This is a genomic window from Alphaproteobacteria bacterium 33-17, from assembly GCA_001897445.1.
Classification (GTDB): domain Bacteria; phylum Pseudomonadota; class Alphaproteobacteria; order Rickettsiales; family 33-17; genus 33-17.
The window spans coordinates 1-16101 of the sequence record MKSX01000017.1; the positions used below are offsets into that span (position 1 = coordinate 1).

Annotated in this window: 17 protein-coding genes; 4 read left to right on the plus strand and 13 right to left on the minus strand. The window is 32.7% G+C overall.

Annotation, left to right across the window (positions count from 1 at the left end):
• Nucleotides 1-107: 107 nt before the first annotated feature.
• Genes BGO27_08020 through BGO27_08070 form a run of 11 tightly spaced genes read right to left on the minus strand, consistent with a single transcriptional unit; the run spans nt 108 to nt 9276 of the window.
• Nucleotides 108-2102, minus strand: a complete 1995-nt coding sequence (locus BGO27_08020; protein OJV13830.1) for a DNA topoisomerase IV subunit B — start codon at nt 2100-2102, stop codon at nt 108-110.
• Complete coding sequence (locus BGO27_08025) at nt 2095-2382, minus strand: hypothetical protein (GenBank protein ID OJV13925.1); 288 nt, start codon at nt 2380-2382, stop codon at nt 2095-2097. Before BGO27_08025 ends, BGO27_08020 begins: the two co-directional genes overlap by 8 nt.
• A gap of 22 nt (nt 2383-2404) precedes the next feature.
• Nucleotides 2405-2878 carry a hypothetical protein gene (locus BGO27_08030; GenBank protein OJV13831.1) on the minus strand — a complete coding sequence of 158 codons (474 nt, stop codon included), beginning with the start codon at nt 2876-2878 and terminating at the stop codon, nt 2405-2407.
• Complete coding sequence (locus BGO27_08035; GenBank protein OJV13832.1) at nt 2865-3833, minus strand: hypothetical protein; 969 nt, start codon at nt 3831-3833, stop codon at nt 2865-2867. Before BGO27_08035 ends, BGO27_08030 begins: the two co-directional genes overlap by 14 nt.
• A complete protein-coding gene (locus BGO27_08040) occupies nt 3823-4899 on the minus strand; it encodes a hypothetical protein (protein OJV13833.1) in 1077 nt (358 codons plus the stop codon). The genes BGO27_08035 and BGO27_08040 overlap by 11 nt, the downstream gene beginning before the upstream one ends.
• Nucleotides 4890-5522, minus strand: a complete 633-nt coding sequence (locus tag BGO27_08045; protein OJV13834.1) for a guanylate kinase — start codon at nt 5520-5522, stop codon at nt 4890-4892. The genes BGO27_08040 and BGO27_08045 overlap by 10 nt, the downstream gene beginning before the upstream one ends.
• A gap of 2 nt (nt 5523-5524) precedes the next feature.
• Nucleotides 5525-6454 carry a hypothetical protein gene (locus BGO27_08050; GenBank protein OJV13835.1) on the minus strand — a complete coding sequence of 310 codons (930 nt, stop codon included), beginning with the start codon at nt 6452-6454 and terminating at the stop codon, nt 5525-5527.
• The gene (locus tag BGO27_08055) at nt 6417-7052 is read right to left on the minus strand and encodes a hypothetical protein (GenBank protein OJV13836.1); all 636 of its coding nucleotides are present in this window, start codon (nt 7050-7052) and stop codon (nt 6417-6419) included. The genes BGO27_08050 and BGO27_08055 overlap by 38 nt, the downstream gene beginning before the upstream one ends.
• Nucleotides 7052-8704, minus strand: a complete 1653-nt coding sequence (locus BGO27_08060) for a membrane protein insertase YidC (GenBank protein ID OJV13837.1) — start codon at nt 8702-8704, stop codon at nt 7052-7054. The genes BGO27_08055 and BGO27_08060 overlap by 1 nt, the downstream gene beginning before the upstream one ends.
• Entirely contained in the window at nt 8679-8954 is a 276-nt protein-coding gene (locus tag BGO27_08065) for a membrane protein insertion efficiency factor YidD (protein OJV13838.1), read from the minus strand. The genes BGO27_08060 and BGO27_08065 overlap by 26 nt, the downstream gene beginning before the upstream one ends.
• On the minus strand, nt 8941-9276 hold the full coding sequence (locus tag BGO27_08070) for a ribonuclease P protein component (protein OJV13839.1): 336 nt from the start codon (nt 9274-9276) through the stop codon (nt 8941-8943). The genes BGO27_08065 and BGO27_08070 overlap by 14 nt, the downstream gene beginning before the upstream one ends.
• Nucleotides 9277-9571: 295 nt before the next feature.
• On the opposite strand from BGO27_08070, the gene BGO27_08075 reads away from it, so the two are divergent.
• The 4 genes from BGO27_08075 to BGO27_08090 are packed head-to-tail and all read left to right on the plus strand — an operon-like array spanning nt 9572 to nt 13653.
• Nucleotides 9572-11332 carry a hypothetical protein gene (locus BGO27_08075; GenBank protein ID OJV13840.1) on the plus strand — a complete coding sequence of 587 codons (1761 nt, stop codon included), beginning with the start codon at nt 9572-9574 and terminating at the stop codon, nt 11330-11332.
• Nucleotides 11332-11916, plus strand: a complete 585-nt coding sequence (locus tag BGO27_08080; GenBank protein OJV13841.1) for an acyl-phosphate glycerol 3-phosphate acyltransferase — start codon at nt 11332-11334, stop codon at nt 11914-11916. The genes BGO27_08075 and BGO27_08080 overlap by 1 nt, the downstream gene beginning before the upstream one ends.
• Before the next feature lie 14 nt (nt 11917-11930).
• Complete coding sequence (locus BGO27_08085) at nt 11931-12719, plus strand: hypothetical protein (protein ID OJV13842.1); 789 nt, start codon at nt 11931-11933, stop codon at nt 12717-12719.
• Nucleotides 12720-12765: 46 nt separating this feature from the next.
• Complete coding sequence (locus tag BGO27_08090; protein ID OJV13843.1) at nt 12766-13653, plus strand: hypothetical protein; 888 nt, start codon at nt 12766-12768, stop codon at nt 13651-13653.
• On the opposite strand, the gene BGO27_08095 is transcribed toward BGO27_08090, so the two are convergent.
• The gene (locus tag BGO27_08095) at nt 13650-15269 is read right to left on the minus strand and encodes a hypothetical protein (protein OJV13844.1); all 1620 of its coding nucleotides are present in this window, start codon (nt 15267-15269) and stop codon (nt 13650-13652) included. The two genes, BGO27_08090 and BGO27_08095, sit on opposite strands and share 4 nt — an antisense overlap.
• A gap of 128 nt (nt 15270-15397) precedes the next feature.
• Nucleotides 15398-15919, minus strand: a complete 522-nt coding sequence (locus tag BGO27_08100; GenBank protein ID OJV13845.1) for a hypothetical protein — start codon at nt 15917-15919, stop codon at nt 15398-15400.
• Between the last annotated feature and the right edge of the window lie 182 nt (nt 15920-16101).

Below are 16101 nucleotides of genomic sequence, written 5' to 3' on the forward strand. Positions count from 1 at the left end.
CTCAACCCTCAAAAATTAATCCCTAACTTATTAATAAATCGTTGCACTACTATCTAGAATGTACCATTATTACTACCATAACAATCTATGCTTTGACAGCTTTCAAATTAAACATCGATATTGTCTTTAATAAAGTCCATATGGTTTTGGATAGCTTCAGAAATAAATTTAAAGCGCATTTCTGGTTTTTTACCCATTAAATTGTCAATAAACTCAGATACTTCACCATAGTTTTCGATCGTTACTTTAATTAGATTACGCTTTGTAGGATCCATAGTGGTAGATTTTAATTGCTCTGGCGTCATCTCACCTAGCCCCTTAAACCTTCCCATTTCTATATTTCCCTTATTTTTAGGGAGCTTTTTTATGATTTCGTCTTTGTCTTTGTCATCACGCGCGTAATAAACTGTTGTACCGTGGTTTATTCTATAAAGTGGCGGCATTGCCAAATACAAATGCCCATTCCTAATCAGCGGGTTCATTTCTAGGAAGAAAAATGTCATAAGGAGTGAAGCAATATGCGCACCATCAACGTCAGCATCTGTCATGATAATAATTTTGTCATATCTAAGGCTATCTAGCTTGAAGTCTTTACCCCTACCCGTACCAAGAGCAACTACAATATCTGCAAGCTCCTGATTACCATAGATTTTATCTTTAGAAGAGCTAGCAACGTTTAATATCTTACCACGAAGAGGTAGAATCGCCTGTGTTTCACGGCTTCTTGCTTGCTTAGCAGAACCGCCCGCAGAATCACCCTCTACCAAGAAAAGCTCTGTGCCTTCCCTGGCACTTCTGGAACAATCTGCAAGCTTACCAGGAAGTCTAAGACGCTGGGTCATAGATTTACGATTAATATCTTTTTGCTTTTTACGGTTTAGCCTTTCTTCTGCTTTAGCAACGAAAAATTCTAATAGCTGGTTAGCAGCAGTTTTATAGGTAGCAAGCCATAAATCAAAAGCGTTTTTAATTGCATTTTCAACAATTTTAGCAAGTTCAGGATTAATTAACTTTTCTTTTGTTTGCCCTTGAAATTGTGGCTCTGGAATGAATACCGATACTAATGCGCATACATCATCATCTAAATCTTCTACAGATATATTTGCTGCCTTTTTATTGTTTATCATCTCAGCATAGGCTTTTAAGCTTTTAAGCAGCCCTTGTTTAAAGCCCTGCTCATGTGTACCGCCAAGTGGCGTATAAATAGTATTGGTATATGATCTGATGAAATTTTCCTTAACTTCGCCCCAGCCTACTGCCCACTCAATTTTACTAACACCATCTGGAAGGTTAACATTTCCATCAAAAAATTCTCCACCCACAACTGATGTTTTGCTTTCAAAGTAATCAAGCAAATACTCCTTAAGACCACTTGGGTAATGGAATGTCGCCTTACTGCTAATGTTACTTGATGGACTTATTAGTGATTCATCACATGACCAGTTAACAATCACGCCTCTGTATAAATAGGCCTTAGCTTTTGCAAAATTGTATAATGATTTTACATTAAATCTAACTGATTTAAATATTTCAAAATCAGGTAAAAATTCGATAGTTGTGCCTGTTTCTTTTTTAGCTGGTTTTTCTGCTTTTATTTCGGTTACTGCATGACCTTTGCTATATTCCTGTACCCATGTCTTACCATCACGCTTTACTCTTACCACTAATTTTTCAGATAGTGCATTCACAACTGAAATACCAACACCATGAAGACCACCCGATGTTTGGTAAGCTTTATTTGAGAATTTTCCGCCTGAGTGAAGAGTTGTTAAAATTACTTCAAGCGCTGATTTATCAGGAAACTTAGGATGCGGATCTACTGGAATACCGCGACCATTATCTGAAATCGTAACTGTCTGATTTTCGCTAATATGAATGTTAATATATGTTGCATAGCCTGCAATTGCCTCATCCATACAGTTATCGAAAACTTCTACAACCAAATGCTCAAGACCCTTTTCATCTGTACCGCCAATATACATGCCTGGTCTTTTTCTAACAGCTTCTAATCCTTCTAAAACCTCAATATCTTTAGCGGTATAAGTATTTACAGTTTTTGAAGTAGTTTTACGTGGTGTGTTATTGTTAAATAAATCAGACATTTTTATCCAGCGATTGTTTTGATAGTTTCCAAAAATATATAGTACCTAATAATAATAGAATGAATGGAACTAGCCAAACAAAAAGATTATTTATATCCATTTTTGGTGCAAATACTACAAAATCGCCGTATTTTTCACGCATTATATTTAAAATCTCAGCTTCACTTTTGCCATTTTTTATTAATTCATCAACCTGAGTACGCATTTTTCTGGCCGAGTCTGTTTCCGATTCTAAAATGGACTGACCATTACAGGTTATACATCTAAGCTGCTGCTTAATTTTAAATCCATTATCCGCAAAACTATTTTGGCTGAAACAAAGGTATAATATGATTATTAATAGTCGCATTTTGAAGTAATCCTACACTTTGAAACTCAATTTGTCTGTTAATCACAATTAAAGTATGTGGAATACCGTATATATCAAGGCTATATGGTAATTCCTCAGAATGCATAAATAAGACCTGATCAAATAAGCCTTTTGCATGCTGATTTACCCATCTTTCTGATGCTTCATCATTCTTATACCAAGAAATTCCGATATGATTTATATCAGGAAGCTTTTCTCTTAGTTTTTCAATGTAATAATGCTGCTTTATACAATATTTACATGTTGGTGAAAATATATAATAAATTGCGGTTTTAGGTAGTTCACTTGTAGGAACTTTATATTTCGTTTCCATATCAGTAAATTCATATTCTGGTAATAACTTACCTTTATTTGATGTAATGATATTTTTAGGATCTACATATTCAAAACCATTATACATTATCATGGCAAACGCCATAAGGCATGCCGCTATTAACCATGTTCTCAAGCTTATATTCATTCTCAATCTCTATAAATTTTAAAATTAATTCTTCTGGAAGGTTTATATTACAACTCTCTATATTTTCTAGCAAATGTTTTTCTTTTGTAGTGCCAATTACACTACTTGTAATATTAGGATTATTAATTACAAATTTAAGCGCTATAGATTGCGGTGTAAATTCTGGATATTTATCAAAAAATTTCTGCAATTTTTTAGCTTTCTCCAGCTCTAATTTTCTTATTAAATACGCTCTAAGTATATACCAGAACGATGCTATGGAATTTATTCTTAAAAATTTTTTGTCAATGTAGTTACTAGCAAGGGGTGCTGCTGCAATTATATCTCTGCCCTTTACTTTTATATCATTAAAGTGCTTAATTTTCAGTGGATTTACAATGTTATAATCTAGCATGTAAACATCTATAAAATCTAGTTTTATACATTCATTAATTACATTACTATTAAATGAGTTTATACCACCCAGCCTTAATTTTCCTTTCTCTTTTGCTAAATGTAAAAACTTTATCATATCTTCATTAAGCTCGTTAGGTCCATGTAGATATAATATATCTATATAATCTAAATGCAGGACCTTGAGACTTTCATCTAACTGTTTTTCTAAAAAATCATATTCAAAATTTAGCAGAATTTTTCCATCTTTATGATAGGAACCTACTTTAGTAGATATCACTAAACTATCTCGAGGATAGTTTTTAATAATATTTCCAAGCCTAATCTCAGCACTGCCTTCTGCGTAGCTATGACCTGTATCAAAGTAATTGACGCCATTATTAATAGCCGTATCAACTATTTTTCTCGCGTTTTCAAAACTATAGAGTTTATTTGCCCAAAAACTTGCGCATCCTAAACCTAAATTACTTATTTTAATATTACTATTTTGAAGTAAGTTATACTGCATTTTTCTTGCCGCTATAATACAGAATAAATGCAAATACTTGCGCAGCTAACCACCAACTCTGCCAAATGCCGTATGACACAAGTGATATAAAATAATATGTTATAAACATAGAGCAAAATATATGATCATGTTTATATTTGTGAATTAACTTAGATATTAAAATAAAATATAGTCCAAGCCCAACAACTCCGGTTTCATATATAATTTGTAAAATATGGTTATGAGGATGTAGTGGTACTAAAACTTTATAAGTTTCATAAATATTTCTGCTACTATCAAAACCTCTGCCTAATATAAAATCTGGTAAATTTTGCATCATATGCAAAATCAATCCCTGCCAAATATCTAATCTTAACTTTACAGTCAGCATAATATTATCTGATGCTGAAATATTCCACATAATAACTGGAAAAGCAATAGATCCTAATATAGTTACTGGTATAAAAGCTTTTTGTATAAACTTAAATCTACATAAGTAAAAACCCATACCTGACACAATTGCAGCTATAAGTGAAGTTGCAGAATCTGATGAAGCAAGCAACATTATAAATGCAATATAAAGTATACTGCTATAAAACTTACTTTTTTCATATAAATACCCTATTAAAGGCCATAATAACAAACTACCAAATGTCATAGCACGGTTTAAATCATCTAAAATAAATGGTCTGTAAACTTTAGTAAAATATGTTCTAAATATATTAGTTACCGCGCCTTTAGATGTAATTTCAATAAATGCTAAAGCAACGTATATTATAAATGCAATTACAACATATTTAGTATTTATAGTCTCTTTAAGAAGCGGTCTTACCATCAAAGCTACTAAAATAGTTGCAATAAATGTTTTAATAGAGGCATGATTTACATTAAATGCCAGGCAAATAATCAGATATACAGATACTATAAATATAGTATTTTGGTAAATTTTTATATTTTTAATAGCATTCCAGAGTTTTTGCTTAATTATAATCAAGACACTCATTATCCCATAAACAGGCGCAACAGCCAGACCTGCATAGACTGAAATAATTATAGCGATACTTAAAAAAACAGTAACTAGTTGCATAACTGTAGTGCGAATTCATCAATTTTAGGAGTACGTCTTCTTTTCATGCGCTCTACTTTGATAATATTACGAATCAAATATAGCGTATCTTCTACATTTTCATTAACTACCACATAGTCATATTCATTAAAGTGACTGATCTCAGATTTAGCTTTTTTCATACGTTTCATTATCACTTCTTCACTGTCCTGCCCTCTTTTACGGAGACGGTTTTCAAGCTCATCCATAGATGGTGGCAATATAAATATACTTACTAAGTTATCTCTGGAGTATCCTCTAAGCTGCGCTGCACCTTGCCAGTCAACATCAAATAAAACGTCATAGCCATTTTGTAAATGTTTCTCTACTGTCATTTTAGGGGTACCATAAGAATAATCAAATACCCGCGCATATTCCATAAGCTCGCTATTATCTACCATGTTTTCAAATTGAGGCTTATCAACGAAATAATAGTCAACGCCATCTTGCTCGGAAGGACGCTTTGGTCTTGTAGTTACTGAAATAGACATTTTAATTAAACCATCTTCTTCAAGCAAACGTTTACAAAGCGTAGACTTTCCAGCACCAGAGGGTGAAGAAATAACTAATAATAAAGAATCACCACGATATATAGAATTATTCATAATTAAACATTACAAGGATAAATTACAGTTCCGGGTCTATTGTCAGACAATACTTCAAAAATTAGCCCATGCTCAACACTTGAACTTAAGAAATGCGCAGATTCAGTAAAACCCTCTACTGCTTCTATAGCTGATTTAATTTTGTTTTTAACACGTAAGTTTTGCTTCGGTGTTATAGCATTTTTAGCCTGAACTGACGAAATTTCCTCAATCACATTGCTTTCATCATCTAAAAAAATATTTTCTTCTGTTAAATATATTACTTTAGAAGCTGATATACTTGAAGAAATCATAGATGCAACGCTATCATGATTTAAATATAATGTTGGATGATTGTCGTTAAAGCCAATAGAGGCAATTACTGGGATTAAGTCAGATTCATCTGTACATGATAATAAATCAGGATGGATAGCCAAAACCTCTCCATTAAGAGAACTGGCAAATATTTCAACATTATTGACCTTTTTGGAAGTGCTTGAGCGAACCTTTTTTGCTTCAATTAAACGAGCATCTTTTCCAGAAACACCAACTGCTAAGCCATCATTATTATTAATATAGCTTACAATTTTCTTATTAATAAGTAGAGCAACCATTTCAACTATATCAATATTCTGAGTATCTGCGTTTATTACACCATCTGTTTCAGCAATAGGATAATTATTTTTATCACAGAAAATTTTAATATTAGAACAAGCGCCGTGTACTATAATAGGATTAATTCCAGCATTTTTAAGTAATACTAAATCTTGTGCAAATGACTGCATTATTTCATGGCTCTCTAACATAGCCTCATCAAAGCTAATAACCATTGTTTGCCCTTCATATAATTTAATGTAAGGTATTGCCTCACTTAATATATTAAATTCGTTATTGTAAGCTTTTGGCTTATGAATATTATTTGCAATAACGGAAGGATGCTTTAGCAATCTCATTTCGTAGCTCCATGATCGACGCACTATCATGAACACTTGTTACAAGCATTTCAGGATAGAGCGCTGTAAATTTACTCATTTCGGATTTTATTTGATCTTGTACTTTTTGTAAATCATTAGAATTGGTCTTATCTGATTTTGTAAGTACCAGATGATATGACATAGCAGAATCATCCAGGAATCTGAAAATTTGTCTATCTGTATCTTTAAGCCCGTGCCTTGAATCTACTAATACAAAAACTTTTTGCATTTCGCGTCTACCTTTTAAATAGCGCGTGATTGTATTATTCCATTCATGCGATTCTTTCTTAGAAATTTTTGCAAATCCATAGCCTGGCAGATCAACCAGAATTAATTTGTTATTTAAATTAAAAAAGTTCATTTGTCTGGTACACCCTGGGTTAGATGAAACTCTAACAAGGCTTTTGCGATTTACCAAACTATTAATAATACTGGATTTACCAACATTAGATCTACCAACAAAAGCAACTTCAGGCAGCCCATTTAAGTCAGGCACTTGCGATAAGTTTTGCGCCCCTGCAACGAATTCACAAGGGCTACTAAACAATTTTTCTACTTCTTGTACTGTTAATTCCATTAGAATCTATTTAGCTCTTTTTTAACTCTTTTTTGAACATAAAGCTGCTGTAGTATTGAAAGTATATTGTTCCATACCCAATAAAGCACCAAACCTGATGGGAAATTGTAGAACATAACAGTAAATACAAGCGGCATAAACTTGCTGATTTGAGCCTGAACAGGATCTGCAGGTTCAGGATTCAGCCTTTGCTGAGCATACATTGAAATACCCATTAATATCGGCAATATACCAATCGAAAGGAAGCTTGGCGCTGCCCATGGCGCTAAGCCAAAGAAATTGAGAATTGACGTTGGATCTGGTGCAGATAAATCCTGGATCCAGCCAAAAAATGGAGCATGTCTCATTTCAATTGTAATATATAAAACTTTATATAATGCAAAGAATACAGGAATTTGAATTATAATTGGTACGCACCCAGAAAGAGGATTAATTTTCTCTCTTTTATAAAGCTGCATAAGCTCATAGTTAAAGCGCATCTTGTCATCTTTATACTTTTCCTTAAGCCTTGCTACTACAGGATTAAGCTCTTTCATTTTGGTAATAGAAGCATATGACTTATTCGCAAGCGGAAGCATTATAAGCTTAATAAGTACTGTAAATACTAAAATTGCTATACCAAAATTATATGTATATTTATAGATAAACTGAAGCGCCACAAAGAATGGCTTTGTTAGAAAATATAACCAACCAAAATCAATAGCATGATCAAATTTATCTATACCTAATGTTCTTTCGTATTCATCTAATATATTGATACTTTTTGTACCAGCATAAAAATGTGTTATATAATTTGTAGACGCGCCCTTATTTAGCGCTATCTTTTGACCTAAAAAATCTACCTGGAATCTGTCAATTCCATTTACAATTTTGTAGTTATAACTTGCATCAAAAGCATATCTTGAATCTGGTACAACAGTAGTCAGCCAGTATTTATCTGAAATACCAAGCCAGCCTTTGCTATTATTACGGTGGTCAACTTTTACTTCATCTTTTAGCTTTTCATATGCCATTTCATTTAAAATGCCATTAAACAAGCCAACAGGACCTTCATGAAGTATCGCTGAAGAATCTACTTTGTTTTTCACCATTTTACTGACTAAACCATAAGGCATAACAACAACGTCTTTGGCAGAGTTATTTTTTACAGTTTGAGTAACAGAAAACATATAGTCGTCATCAACTTCAATTTTAACGTGGAAATGTAAACCTTCACCGTTATCCCAGGTAAGATCAACGTCATTATCAGGAGTAAGATTGTGGCTGTCTGCACGCCATATTGTTTCAGCATTAGGGAGTTTCACACTACTATCATTAGATAACCAGCCGAAATTAGAAAAATAACCGATTTCTGTATTATTTGGGTTTAATAGTTTTACTTTCGGACTCTCTTTACTGGCTTCTTCATGATACTCAAGTAAAGTCAAATCATCAAATTTGATTCCTTTTAAGTCTATTGAGCCTTTGAATTTAGGAGTAACAACATGAATTCTATGATTTTTTGAAGCTTCAATAGCAACCTCAGGCTTCACAAGTTCAACGTTATTTTGCTGTTCAATAGCAGTATTATTTTTACCTAAAAAATAATACACACCCAATACGACAAGAGCCGCAACTACAAATGTTTTAATTATGCTTTTTATATTTTCCATTTTTCTTTTCCATTTTATCCCTATACTCAGGAACAGGATCAAAGCCCCATGGTGCAAAAGGATGGCATTTAATTAGCCTCTTTAAACCCAAGTATAATCCATAAAAACCATGGATCCTTATAGCTTCAATCATATAACATGAGCAGGATGGTTTAAACCTACATGATCTAGGGATTATAGGCGAAATTATGTATCTGTAAAGTAATAAAGGAGGTAAAAATAAATAGTATGCTAAGTTATTGTTTTTCATAAAAACTTGATACCAGATTTTGAAGTTCTGCCTCTATTTCTTGATATGGCTTACTAAAAATTATAGCTCTTGGAATAATAACTATGTCCAAAGGCAATTCAAATGACCTTAGAATATCATGTAGGGCAGCTTTAATGCGCCTTCTTATCTTGTTACGTTTTACTGCGTTACCCAATTTTCTGGAGGTAATTACACCAAGACAAAAAGCGCCAGACTTTGAAAGCCTAGCGCACATTATAAAATTTTGAGAGTGTATTTTTTTTGCTTTGAACTTTATGGCTTTAAAATTATTATCACCCGTTAAAGCAGAAAAACTACGCACTTAATTTTTTGCGTCCTTTAGATCTGCGGTTGCTGATTACTTTTCTACCACCTACTGTAGACATTCTATGTCTAAAGCCGTGACGACGTTTACGAACGATTTTACTTGGTTGGAATGTACGTTTCATGATTTCCTCTAGCGAATATCAAAAGTTTTCCAATTCTTCTATAGCAATTTTTACATAAAGTCAATGATTTTCTTAAATCTTTATATATCAATCGCTTGACTTACGAGCAAACATATGACCTACTATTAAAAGTAGATATTCATATATTATTCAAAATCTATAATTATCATGGCAGAAAAAAAATCTTACGAAAAGCTTACAGAAAATCTTTTTAACATAGCAACCAACTATCCTAAACTCCTCAATGATTATATGAATAAGGTTAAGGATAATTATCCAAATTATGCCAACAACAATCCTTTCAATCTTGTAACAGAATTCTGGAACGGCATTATCTCAAACCCTGAAAAATTTATGAAAATCAATGAGGATTGGTATAGTAATCACATGAAAATTTTAAATAACGTGGTTAACAAATTTAAAGGCGAAGAGTTAGACGATATTTATAAAGCTCAGGACAAAGATGCAAGGTTTCAAGATCCTGCATGGGATAAAAATGTGTATTTCGATTATTTAAAACAAACATATCTTATGACGTCCGAATGGATGAATGATATTATTAATGATAATATGCCTCAGGATCCTAAAAATAAAAAAAAGGTTGAGTTTTATGTACGGCAAATTACTGACGCTTTTTCGCCATCAAATTTTGTATGCACTAATCCTGCGGTACTCAGAGAAGTAATTGATTCCAATGCAGATAATTTAATTGAAGGCTTAGATAAGTTATATAAAGATGTTGTTGAATCTAAGCTCCCAAAAATAAGCTCTGTTGATATGAACGCTTTTAAAGTTGGTGAAAATATTGCTACAACACCAGGAAGAATCGTTAAAAAGACTGATATATCAGAGCTAATTTGCTATTATCCTAAAACTAAGGAAGTGAAGGCAGAGCCAATTGTCATTGTGCCTCCATGCATTAATAAATATTATATTCTTGATTTGCAGCCTAAAAATTCATTTGTTAATTGGTTGCTTGAGGAAGGATATCAGGTTTATATTGTTTCATGGGTAAATCCCGATGCTAAATTAAAAAATACTGGCTTTGACGATTATGTTCTTGATATTTGTGAGAATATCTTAAAAGCGCAGGAGTTTTCACATTCTAAAAAAGTTTCGGTAATTGGATATTGCATTGGTGGCACTTTACTTGCGACAAGTCTTGCTTATCTTACTGCGAATGAACAAAGCAATATCATATCTTCCGCAGCTTTTCTAACTACCTTAATAGACTTCACCGATCCAGGTGATTTAGGTGTATTTATTGACGAAGAACAAATAGAGGCAATGGAAGCTAAAATGGAAAGGCTGGGCTATCATGATGCAAGTGACATGAGCATGACCTTTAACTTACTCAGAGCTAATGATATGATTTGGAGCAATGTGGTAAATAATTATATGCTTGGCAAAAATCCATCTGCCTTTGATTTGCTATACTGGAATGCCGATGCTACAAGAGTACCAGCAGCTTTTCATAGCTTTTACTTAAGAGAAATGTATCTAAAGAATAATCTGATTAAGCCAAATAAAATCAAGATTGATAATGTTCCAATAAATATTTTGGACATAAACATACCGATGTATTTTATGGCTGCAAAAGAAGACCATATCGTGCCATGGCAAAGTTCATACGAAATTACCAAAACTCATAAGAAGAATATCAGGTTTATTTTATCTGAATCAGGTCATGTAGGAAGTGTTGTAAACCACCCGTCAAGGCAGAAATACGGTATATATGTAAACAATAAATATAGCGCCAATACTGAAAAATGGTTAGAAAATGCTGAATATCATAAAAAATCATGGTGGACAGATTACAGCGAATGGAATAATAAATATTCTAAAACCATGGAAAAAGCGCTTACTAAAAAATACATAGATTCCAATTCTTTGTATAACGCCCCTGGTATATATGTAATGGAGAAATAATGGATCAGTATATTATATTTTTATATTCCTATTTAATAGGATCAATACCCTTTGGTCTTATAATTGCCAGAGTTTTTGCAGGCAAAGACATCCGCAAAGAAGGCTCAGGTAATATTGGCACTACAAATGTCTTAAGAACAGTTGGTAAAAAATCGGCACTACTTACCTTATTATTGGATGGAATAAAAGGCGTGATTGCCATACTTATAACTCAGATACTTTTTAAATATCATCCCTACGATGTCTATCTATCTGGATTTGCTGCGATTATAGGTCACATGTTTCCTATTTGGCTTAAGTTTAAAGGCGGAAAAGGCGTTGCAACATCTGCTTTTGTACTTTTATATATAAATCCTATATTAGGATTAACAACAATAGGAACCTGGATTATTGTATTCTATCTTTCACGTATATCATCTTTATCAGCTATAGTTGCGGCTGCATTATCGCCAGTATATGCTATTACAATGTTTACCAGTGAAGATTTGCCAATTTTTTGTTTTGTGATATCATCCCTGGTGCTAGTAAAACATGCTAGCAATTTTAAAAGAATAATTAGGGGCGAAGAAAAGCCATTTAAATAGAATTTGGGAAAAATATGTTAAAACTTATTTCATTATTATTTGCTGTCATTACATTATCTGGCTGCTTTGGTCTGGTTGCTGCTACTTCTGCAACAACTGGCGTAGTTCTCAATAAAGATAAAACAGTTGGAAGTTCCGTAGATGATTTTGCTATTCGAACAAAAATCCATAACGATTTATTACGCAAAGATATTAACAGCCTATTTAGCAGGGTAAATGTTAAAGTATCGGAAGGAAAAGTATTACTTACAGGTGTAGTACGTAATCCTGAAGATAGAATGGAAGCCGTCAGAATCGCATGGAATCAGAACGGTGTTCGTGAGGTAATTAACGAAATAGAAGTTGATGACCGTGATAGATTTAATATTGGCGAATATAGCAAAGACACATGGATTACAACCAATATTAAAACCAAGCTACTTTTTAATCAAAATATCAAATCTGTAAACTTTAATATCGAGACCATTAAAGGCGTAGTTTATATCATTGGTATTGCAAGAACTCCGAAAGAACTTGAGTTAGTCAACTCAGTTGCATCAAGAGTTAGGTTCGTAAAAAAAGTTATCAGTCATGTTAAAATTAAAGACAGATTAAATGACACCCCAGAACAGGTTGAATATAACCGCGATCATAATGGCGTGGTTGATACAACATACAAAAATCACAAAATTGAGCCAATTAAATCACGTGAAATTTCAGCACCTGTAAACTCAAGACCAATTTCTGCTCCAGTGTCATCACGCACAGGCATGCCAGTCGATGAAAGCGGCATCGTAGAAGAATTTGACAGTTTTGATGATTAATTTTATTCAAAGCAGACCTTTATTTTAGGTCTGCTTATTTTATACCATGACAAAACTTATTTTATTTCAAATTGACCATCCATCTAAGCTTAACTTTGTAACTGATACATCTATACTATTTATCCGTCACTTAGAAAAGTCACACGACGTATGGTGCTATACGCCTAAAGATATATTTTTTGATGGCAGCTTAAAAGCAACTATTAGCAAATATATTTTTGAACAAAATAGCTTTAAATGTTTAGTTACAAAAACCATTAATTTAGAGCAAGCAGATAGCATTTTTATCAGGCATGATCCGCCATATAATATGGATTATTTAACATCCTGCTATATGCTTAAAACTATTGAGCATAAGGTTAAAATTTATAACAAACCTTCTGTGATTACCTCTCACCCTGAAAAAATAATACCTGTTTATTTTAAAGATTTTATGCCGAAGACGCTTATTACTGCATCATTAGATGAGGCTATAAAATTTAAAAAAGATCATAAGTGTATTATTAAACCTTTATATGGTCATGCAGGTGAAGGGGTAAAAATTTTTGAAACTTCAAATGACTTTTTAGACTATCAAAAAATTTATGGTGACTATTTAATTATTCAGGAGTTTTTACCTGAAATAACACAAGGTGACGTACGGATAATAATGTCCTTTGATAAAATTATGACCAGTTTTATCCGAGTACCTTTAGAGGGTGAGATTAGAGCAAACACTGCAAGGGGTGCAACACCGCATCCTTACAATTTAACAAGCAGGCAACTTGAAATGTGTAATAAAATAGGTATGTTTTTAAAAGAAAATGACATATTGCTCGCGGGTATTGATATGATTGGTAATTATGTTACTGAAGTAAACATCACCTCCCCTACAGGAGTACCGCTTGCAAATAAGCTTTATGGGAAGAGGTTTGAAGAAGAGATATTGGGTTAGTTATTTCTCAAATTAATTCCTTTATTTTTTCCTGGTGATTCATTTGGAGAATTTAATGGACTTACGGAATAATTTTGAACATTACCATATAAATTTGCATTGTTAATTTTCTTATCAGCTTTCATATTATTTAAATTACTCGCATTGTCTTCAAGAGCTGGTTTATTATTCCTAACTTGATTTGATGGATTCAAATTATTGTTATTTATGGAATTATTTGAGTGACCATGATTATGATGGTTATTATGCCCATGACCATGGTGATGACCGTGGTGATCGTGACCAGAATTTTCAGGAGATTGACTATTACTACCATCCTGAATCCAGTTTGGTCTGCTATGATGATCGCCCTTGTTTTCACCATGTTGATGGTTATTCTCTTTTTGATTTTCAATCTGACTAGTAGGATTTTGTGACCTTGGATCAAAATGACTAGGAAGACTATTGGTATTAGTATCGATTCTATCTGAACCTAAAACTTGTGCAAGCCCCCTGTCAACCTCCGAAGGTAAACTATTAACATTTTTATTTGATTCAAATGGATTTAAGGATTGTATAGCATCCCCAATTTTATCAAAAACACCTAGCATTCCTTTACTTTCTTCTTGTTTAGCCTGCTCTTTTTTAGCTTCTTCTTTTAGCTCTTCTAGTTTTTTAGCTTCATCTTTTTTATCTTCTGATTGTTTTTCCTCTGTTTTCTTTTCATCCTGCTTACTTGCTTCATCGCGATTTGCAGTTTCATTATCCTTGCTTGATTTATCTTCTAATTCGTGTTTAAGTTTTGGCTTTCTTAGAGCTATATCGTTTCTTTCAGCCTGAATTAATGACTTAATTTTATCACGCAATTTTTCAAGCAACTCTTTTAAGGGACCTTTATAACCCCTTTTATCAAGCATGTTTAGCAAACCTTCAAGCCTGGCAAGCATTTGATTCAGCAAAAACACTTTAAAGCTTTTACCAAAGTTTTTAAATCCAAGCACGCAGGCAAGTTTGCCAAGCAGTAAAACAGCTTCCTTAAAAATACGAATATGGAGCTTTGGTTCAACCATTTTAACATCTCTGCCTTTATTCTTAGCAGACGGAATGCCAAAAAGTTTTTGAAGCAAAACCATAAGTGGGGCTTTGTCAAGATCATCTATCTCATCCTGAAGCTGCTCTAATGCATCTTCATTTAAGGATTTTATATCCATTTCTAATTCTTGTTCTTTTTCTGCAAAATCCTGACCCATGGCAAGCATCATTTCTTTAATAACTTCCATATATTTTTGACCTGTCGGTCTTCCTGCTTCCCATTTGAAATTATCAACAGATGGCAGTGATCTTAATTTTTGCTGGATTTCTTCATATTTTTGTGGGCTTTTAAAATCACGATTGGGAGCTTCAGCAATCTGATTTTCAACATATTCGGTAAGTTCCTCTAGAACTTTTTCGGCAAATTCTGCATTACCTTTTTCAAGTGCATCTAGCACTTCAGGCATTTTATACTTCTGCCCTTTAATATTAACTTCAACATGACTAATATCGTCAATAAAAACAGGCATTAATTTTTTTTGAGATTTGATAGGCACTAAATCTTTTTTTTCTAAAAATTTATCTTCATTTGAAGAGTCTTCCATACCAAATTCAGCCTAAATTAAAAATACAAAAGTGTTAATATACTTAGATATTATACTTTATCTAAATATATTAACACAAACACTATTTTATATTTTTGCATTATAAATGTAGAATTGATAACCTAAAATTATAATACTCTACCTTTCTTCACTTCTTTCTTGGCTTCTTCTTTTGCTCTTTTGTTCTCGGCTTTTTCTGCTTTTTTAGATTCTTTCAATTTCTCCTTAACTAATTTAGCTTGCTGTTTTGCTATGAGTTTATTTCCTTCTTTAGCAAAATCATTTACTTTAAACTCAGCCATAAAGTAAAATACATCAGTCATTATTCTTTTAAAAGTATTGATTTCATTCTGTCTTATCGCTGCAGCTGATTTATTTTCAGGATCATCTTTAGTATTTAACACATTTACAATTCCTGTGTTACATTCAATTAATTTTCGCAATCCAGTTGTAAAGTCATAAACTTTGTTTGCAAGTTGCGGAGCCGATTTTAATTTATTTTCTTTTGAAGTATTCCCAAAGTATTTCAATTCTTTATTTACTTCTGGTTCCATTGGACCATAAATATCTAAATATTCTTCTCTTAATGCCTCTAAACGATCATATTTTTCTCTAGGGGTTTCATTAACTTTATTAGCGCTTGATGACATGATTCTTACCTTACATTTAAAACTTAAGTTAACATTTTATTAATAATTTTACCATCCAATTACCCTGGACGTCAAATAAGTTAAAATATTATATAATTTTATGCCATAGGCTATATTTTATACCCCAGACACAACTGATACATATAATATTTTTACCTGAATACAATTTATACGATTATCAT

Bases quoted from the DNA above. Each gene is read 5' to 3' on its own strand.
- BGO27_08045 (OJV13834.1), bottom strand. From the start codon at position 5,522: ATGAATAATTCTATATATCGTGGTGATTCTTTATTATTAGTTATTTCT.
- BGO27_08095 (OJV13844.1), bottom strand. From the start codon at position 15,269: ATGGAAGACTCTTCAAATGAAGATAAATTTTTAGAAAAAAAAGATTTA.
- BGO27_08050 (OJV13835.1), bottom strand. From the start codon at position 6,454: ATGAGATTGCTAAAGCATCCTTCCGTTATTGCAAATAATATTCATAAG.
- BGO27_08030 (OJV13831.1), bottom strand. From the start codon at position 2,878: ATGATAATGTATAATGGTTTTGAATATGTAGATCCTAAAAATATCATT.
- BGO27_08100 (OJV13845.1), bottom strand. From the start codon at position 15,919: ATGTCATCAAGCGCTAATAAAGTTAATGAAACCCCTAGAGAAAAATAT.
- BGO27_08060 (OJV13837.1), bottom strand. From the start codon at position 8,704: ATGGAAAATATAAAAAGCATAATTAAAACATTTGTAGTTGCGGCTCTT.
- BGO27_08080 (OJV13841.1), top strand. From the start codon at position 11,332: ATGGATCAGTATATTATATTTTTATATTCCTATTTAATAGGATCAATA.
- BGO27_08065 (OJV13838.1), bottom strand. From the start codon at position 8,954: ATGAAAAACAATAACTTAGCATACTATTTATTTTTACCTCCTTTATTA.
- BGO27_08020 (OJV13830.1), bottom strand. From the start codon at position 2,102: ATGTCTGATTTATTTAACAATAACACACCACGTAAAACTACTTCAAAA.
- BGO27_08040 (OJV13833.1), bottom strand. From the start codon at position 4,899: ATGCAACTAGTTACTGTTTTTTTAAGTATCGCTATAATTATTTCAGTC.
- BGO27_08085 (OJV13842.1), top strand. From the start codon at position 11,931: ATGTTAAAACTTATTTCATTATTATTTGCTGTCATTACATTATCTGGC.
- BGO27_08055 (OJV13836.1), bottom strand. From the start codon at position 7,052: ATGGAATTAACAGTACAAGAAGTAGAAAAATTGTTTAGTAGCCCTTGT.
- BGO27_08090 (OJV13843.1), top strand. From the start codon at position 12,766: ATGACAAAACTTATTTTATTTCAAATTGACCATCCATCTAAGCTTAAC.
- BGO27_08035 (OJV13832.1), bottom strand. From the start codon at position 3,833: ATGCAGTATAACTTACTTCAAAATAGTAATATTAAAATAAGTAATTTA.
- BGO27_08075 (OJV13840.1), top strand. From the start codon at position 9,572: ATGGCAGAAAAAAAATCTTACGAAAAGCTTACAGAAAATCTTTTTAAC.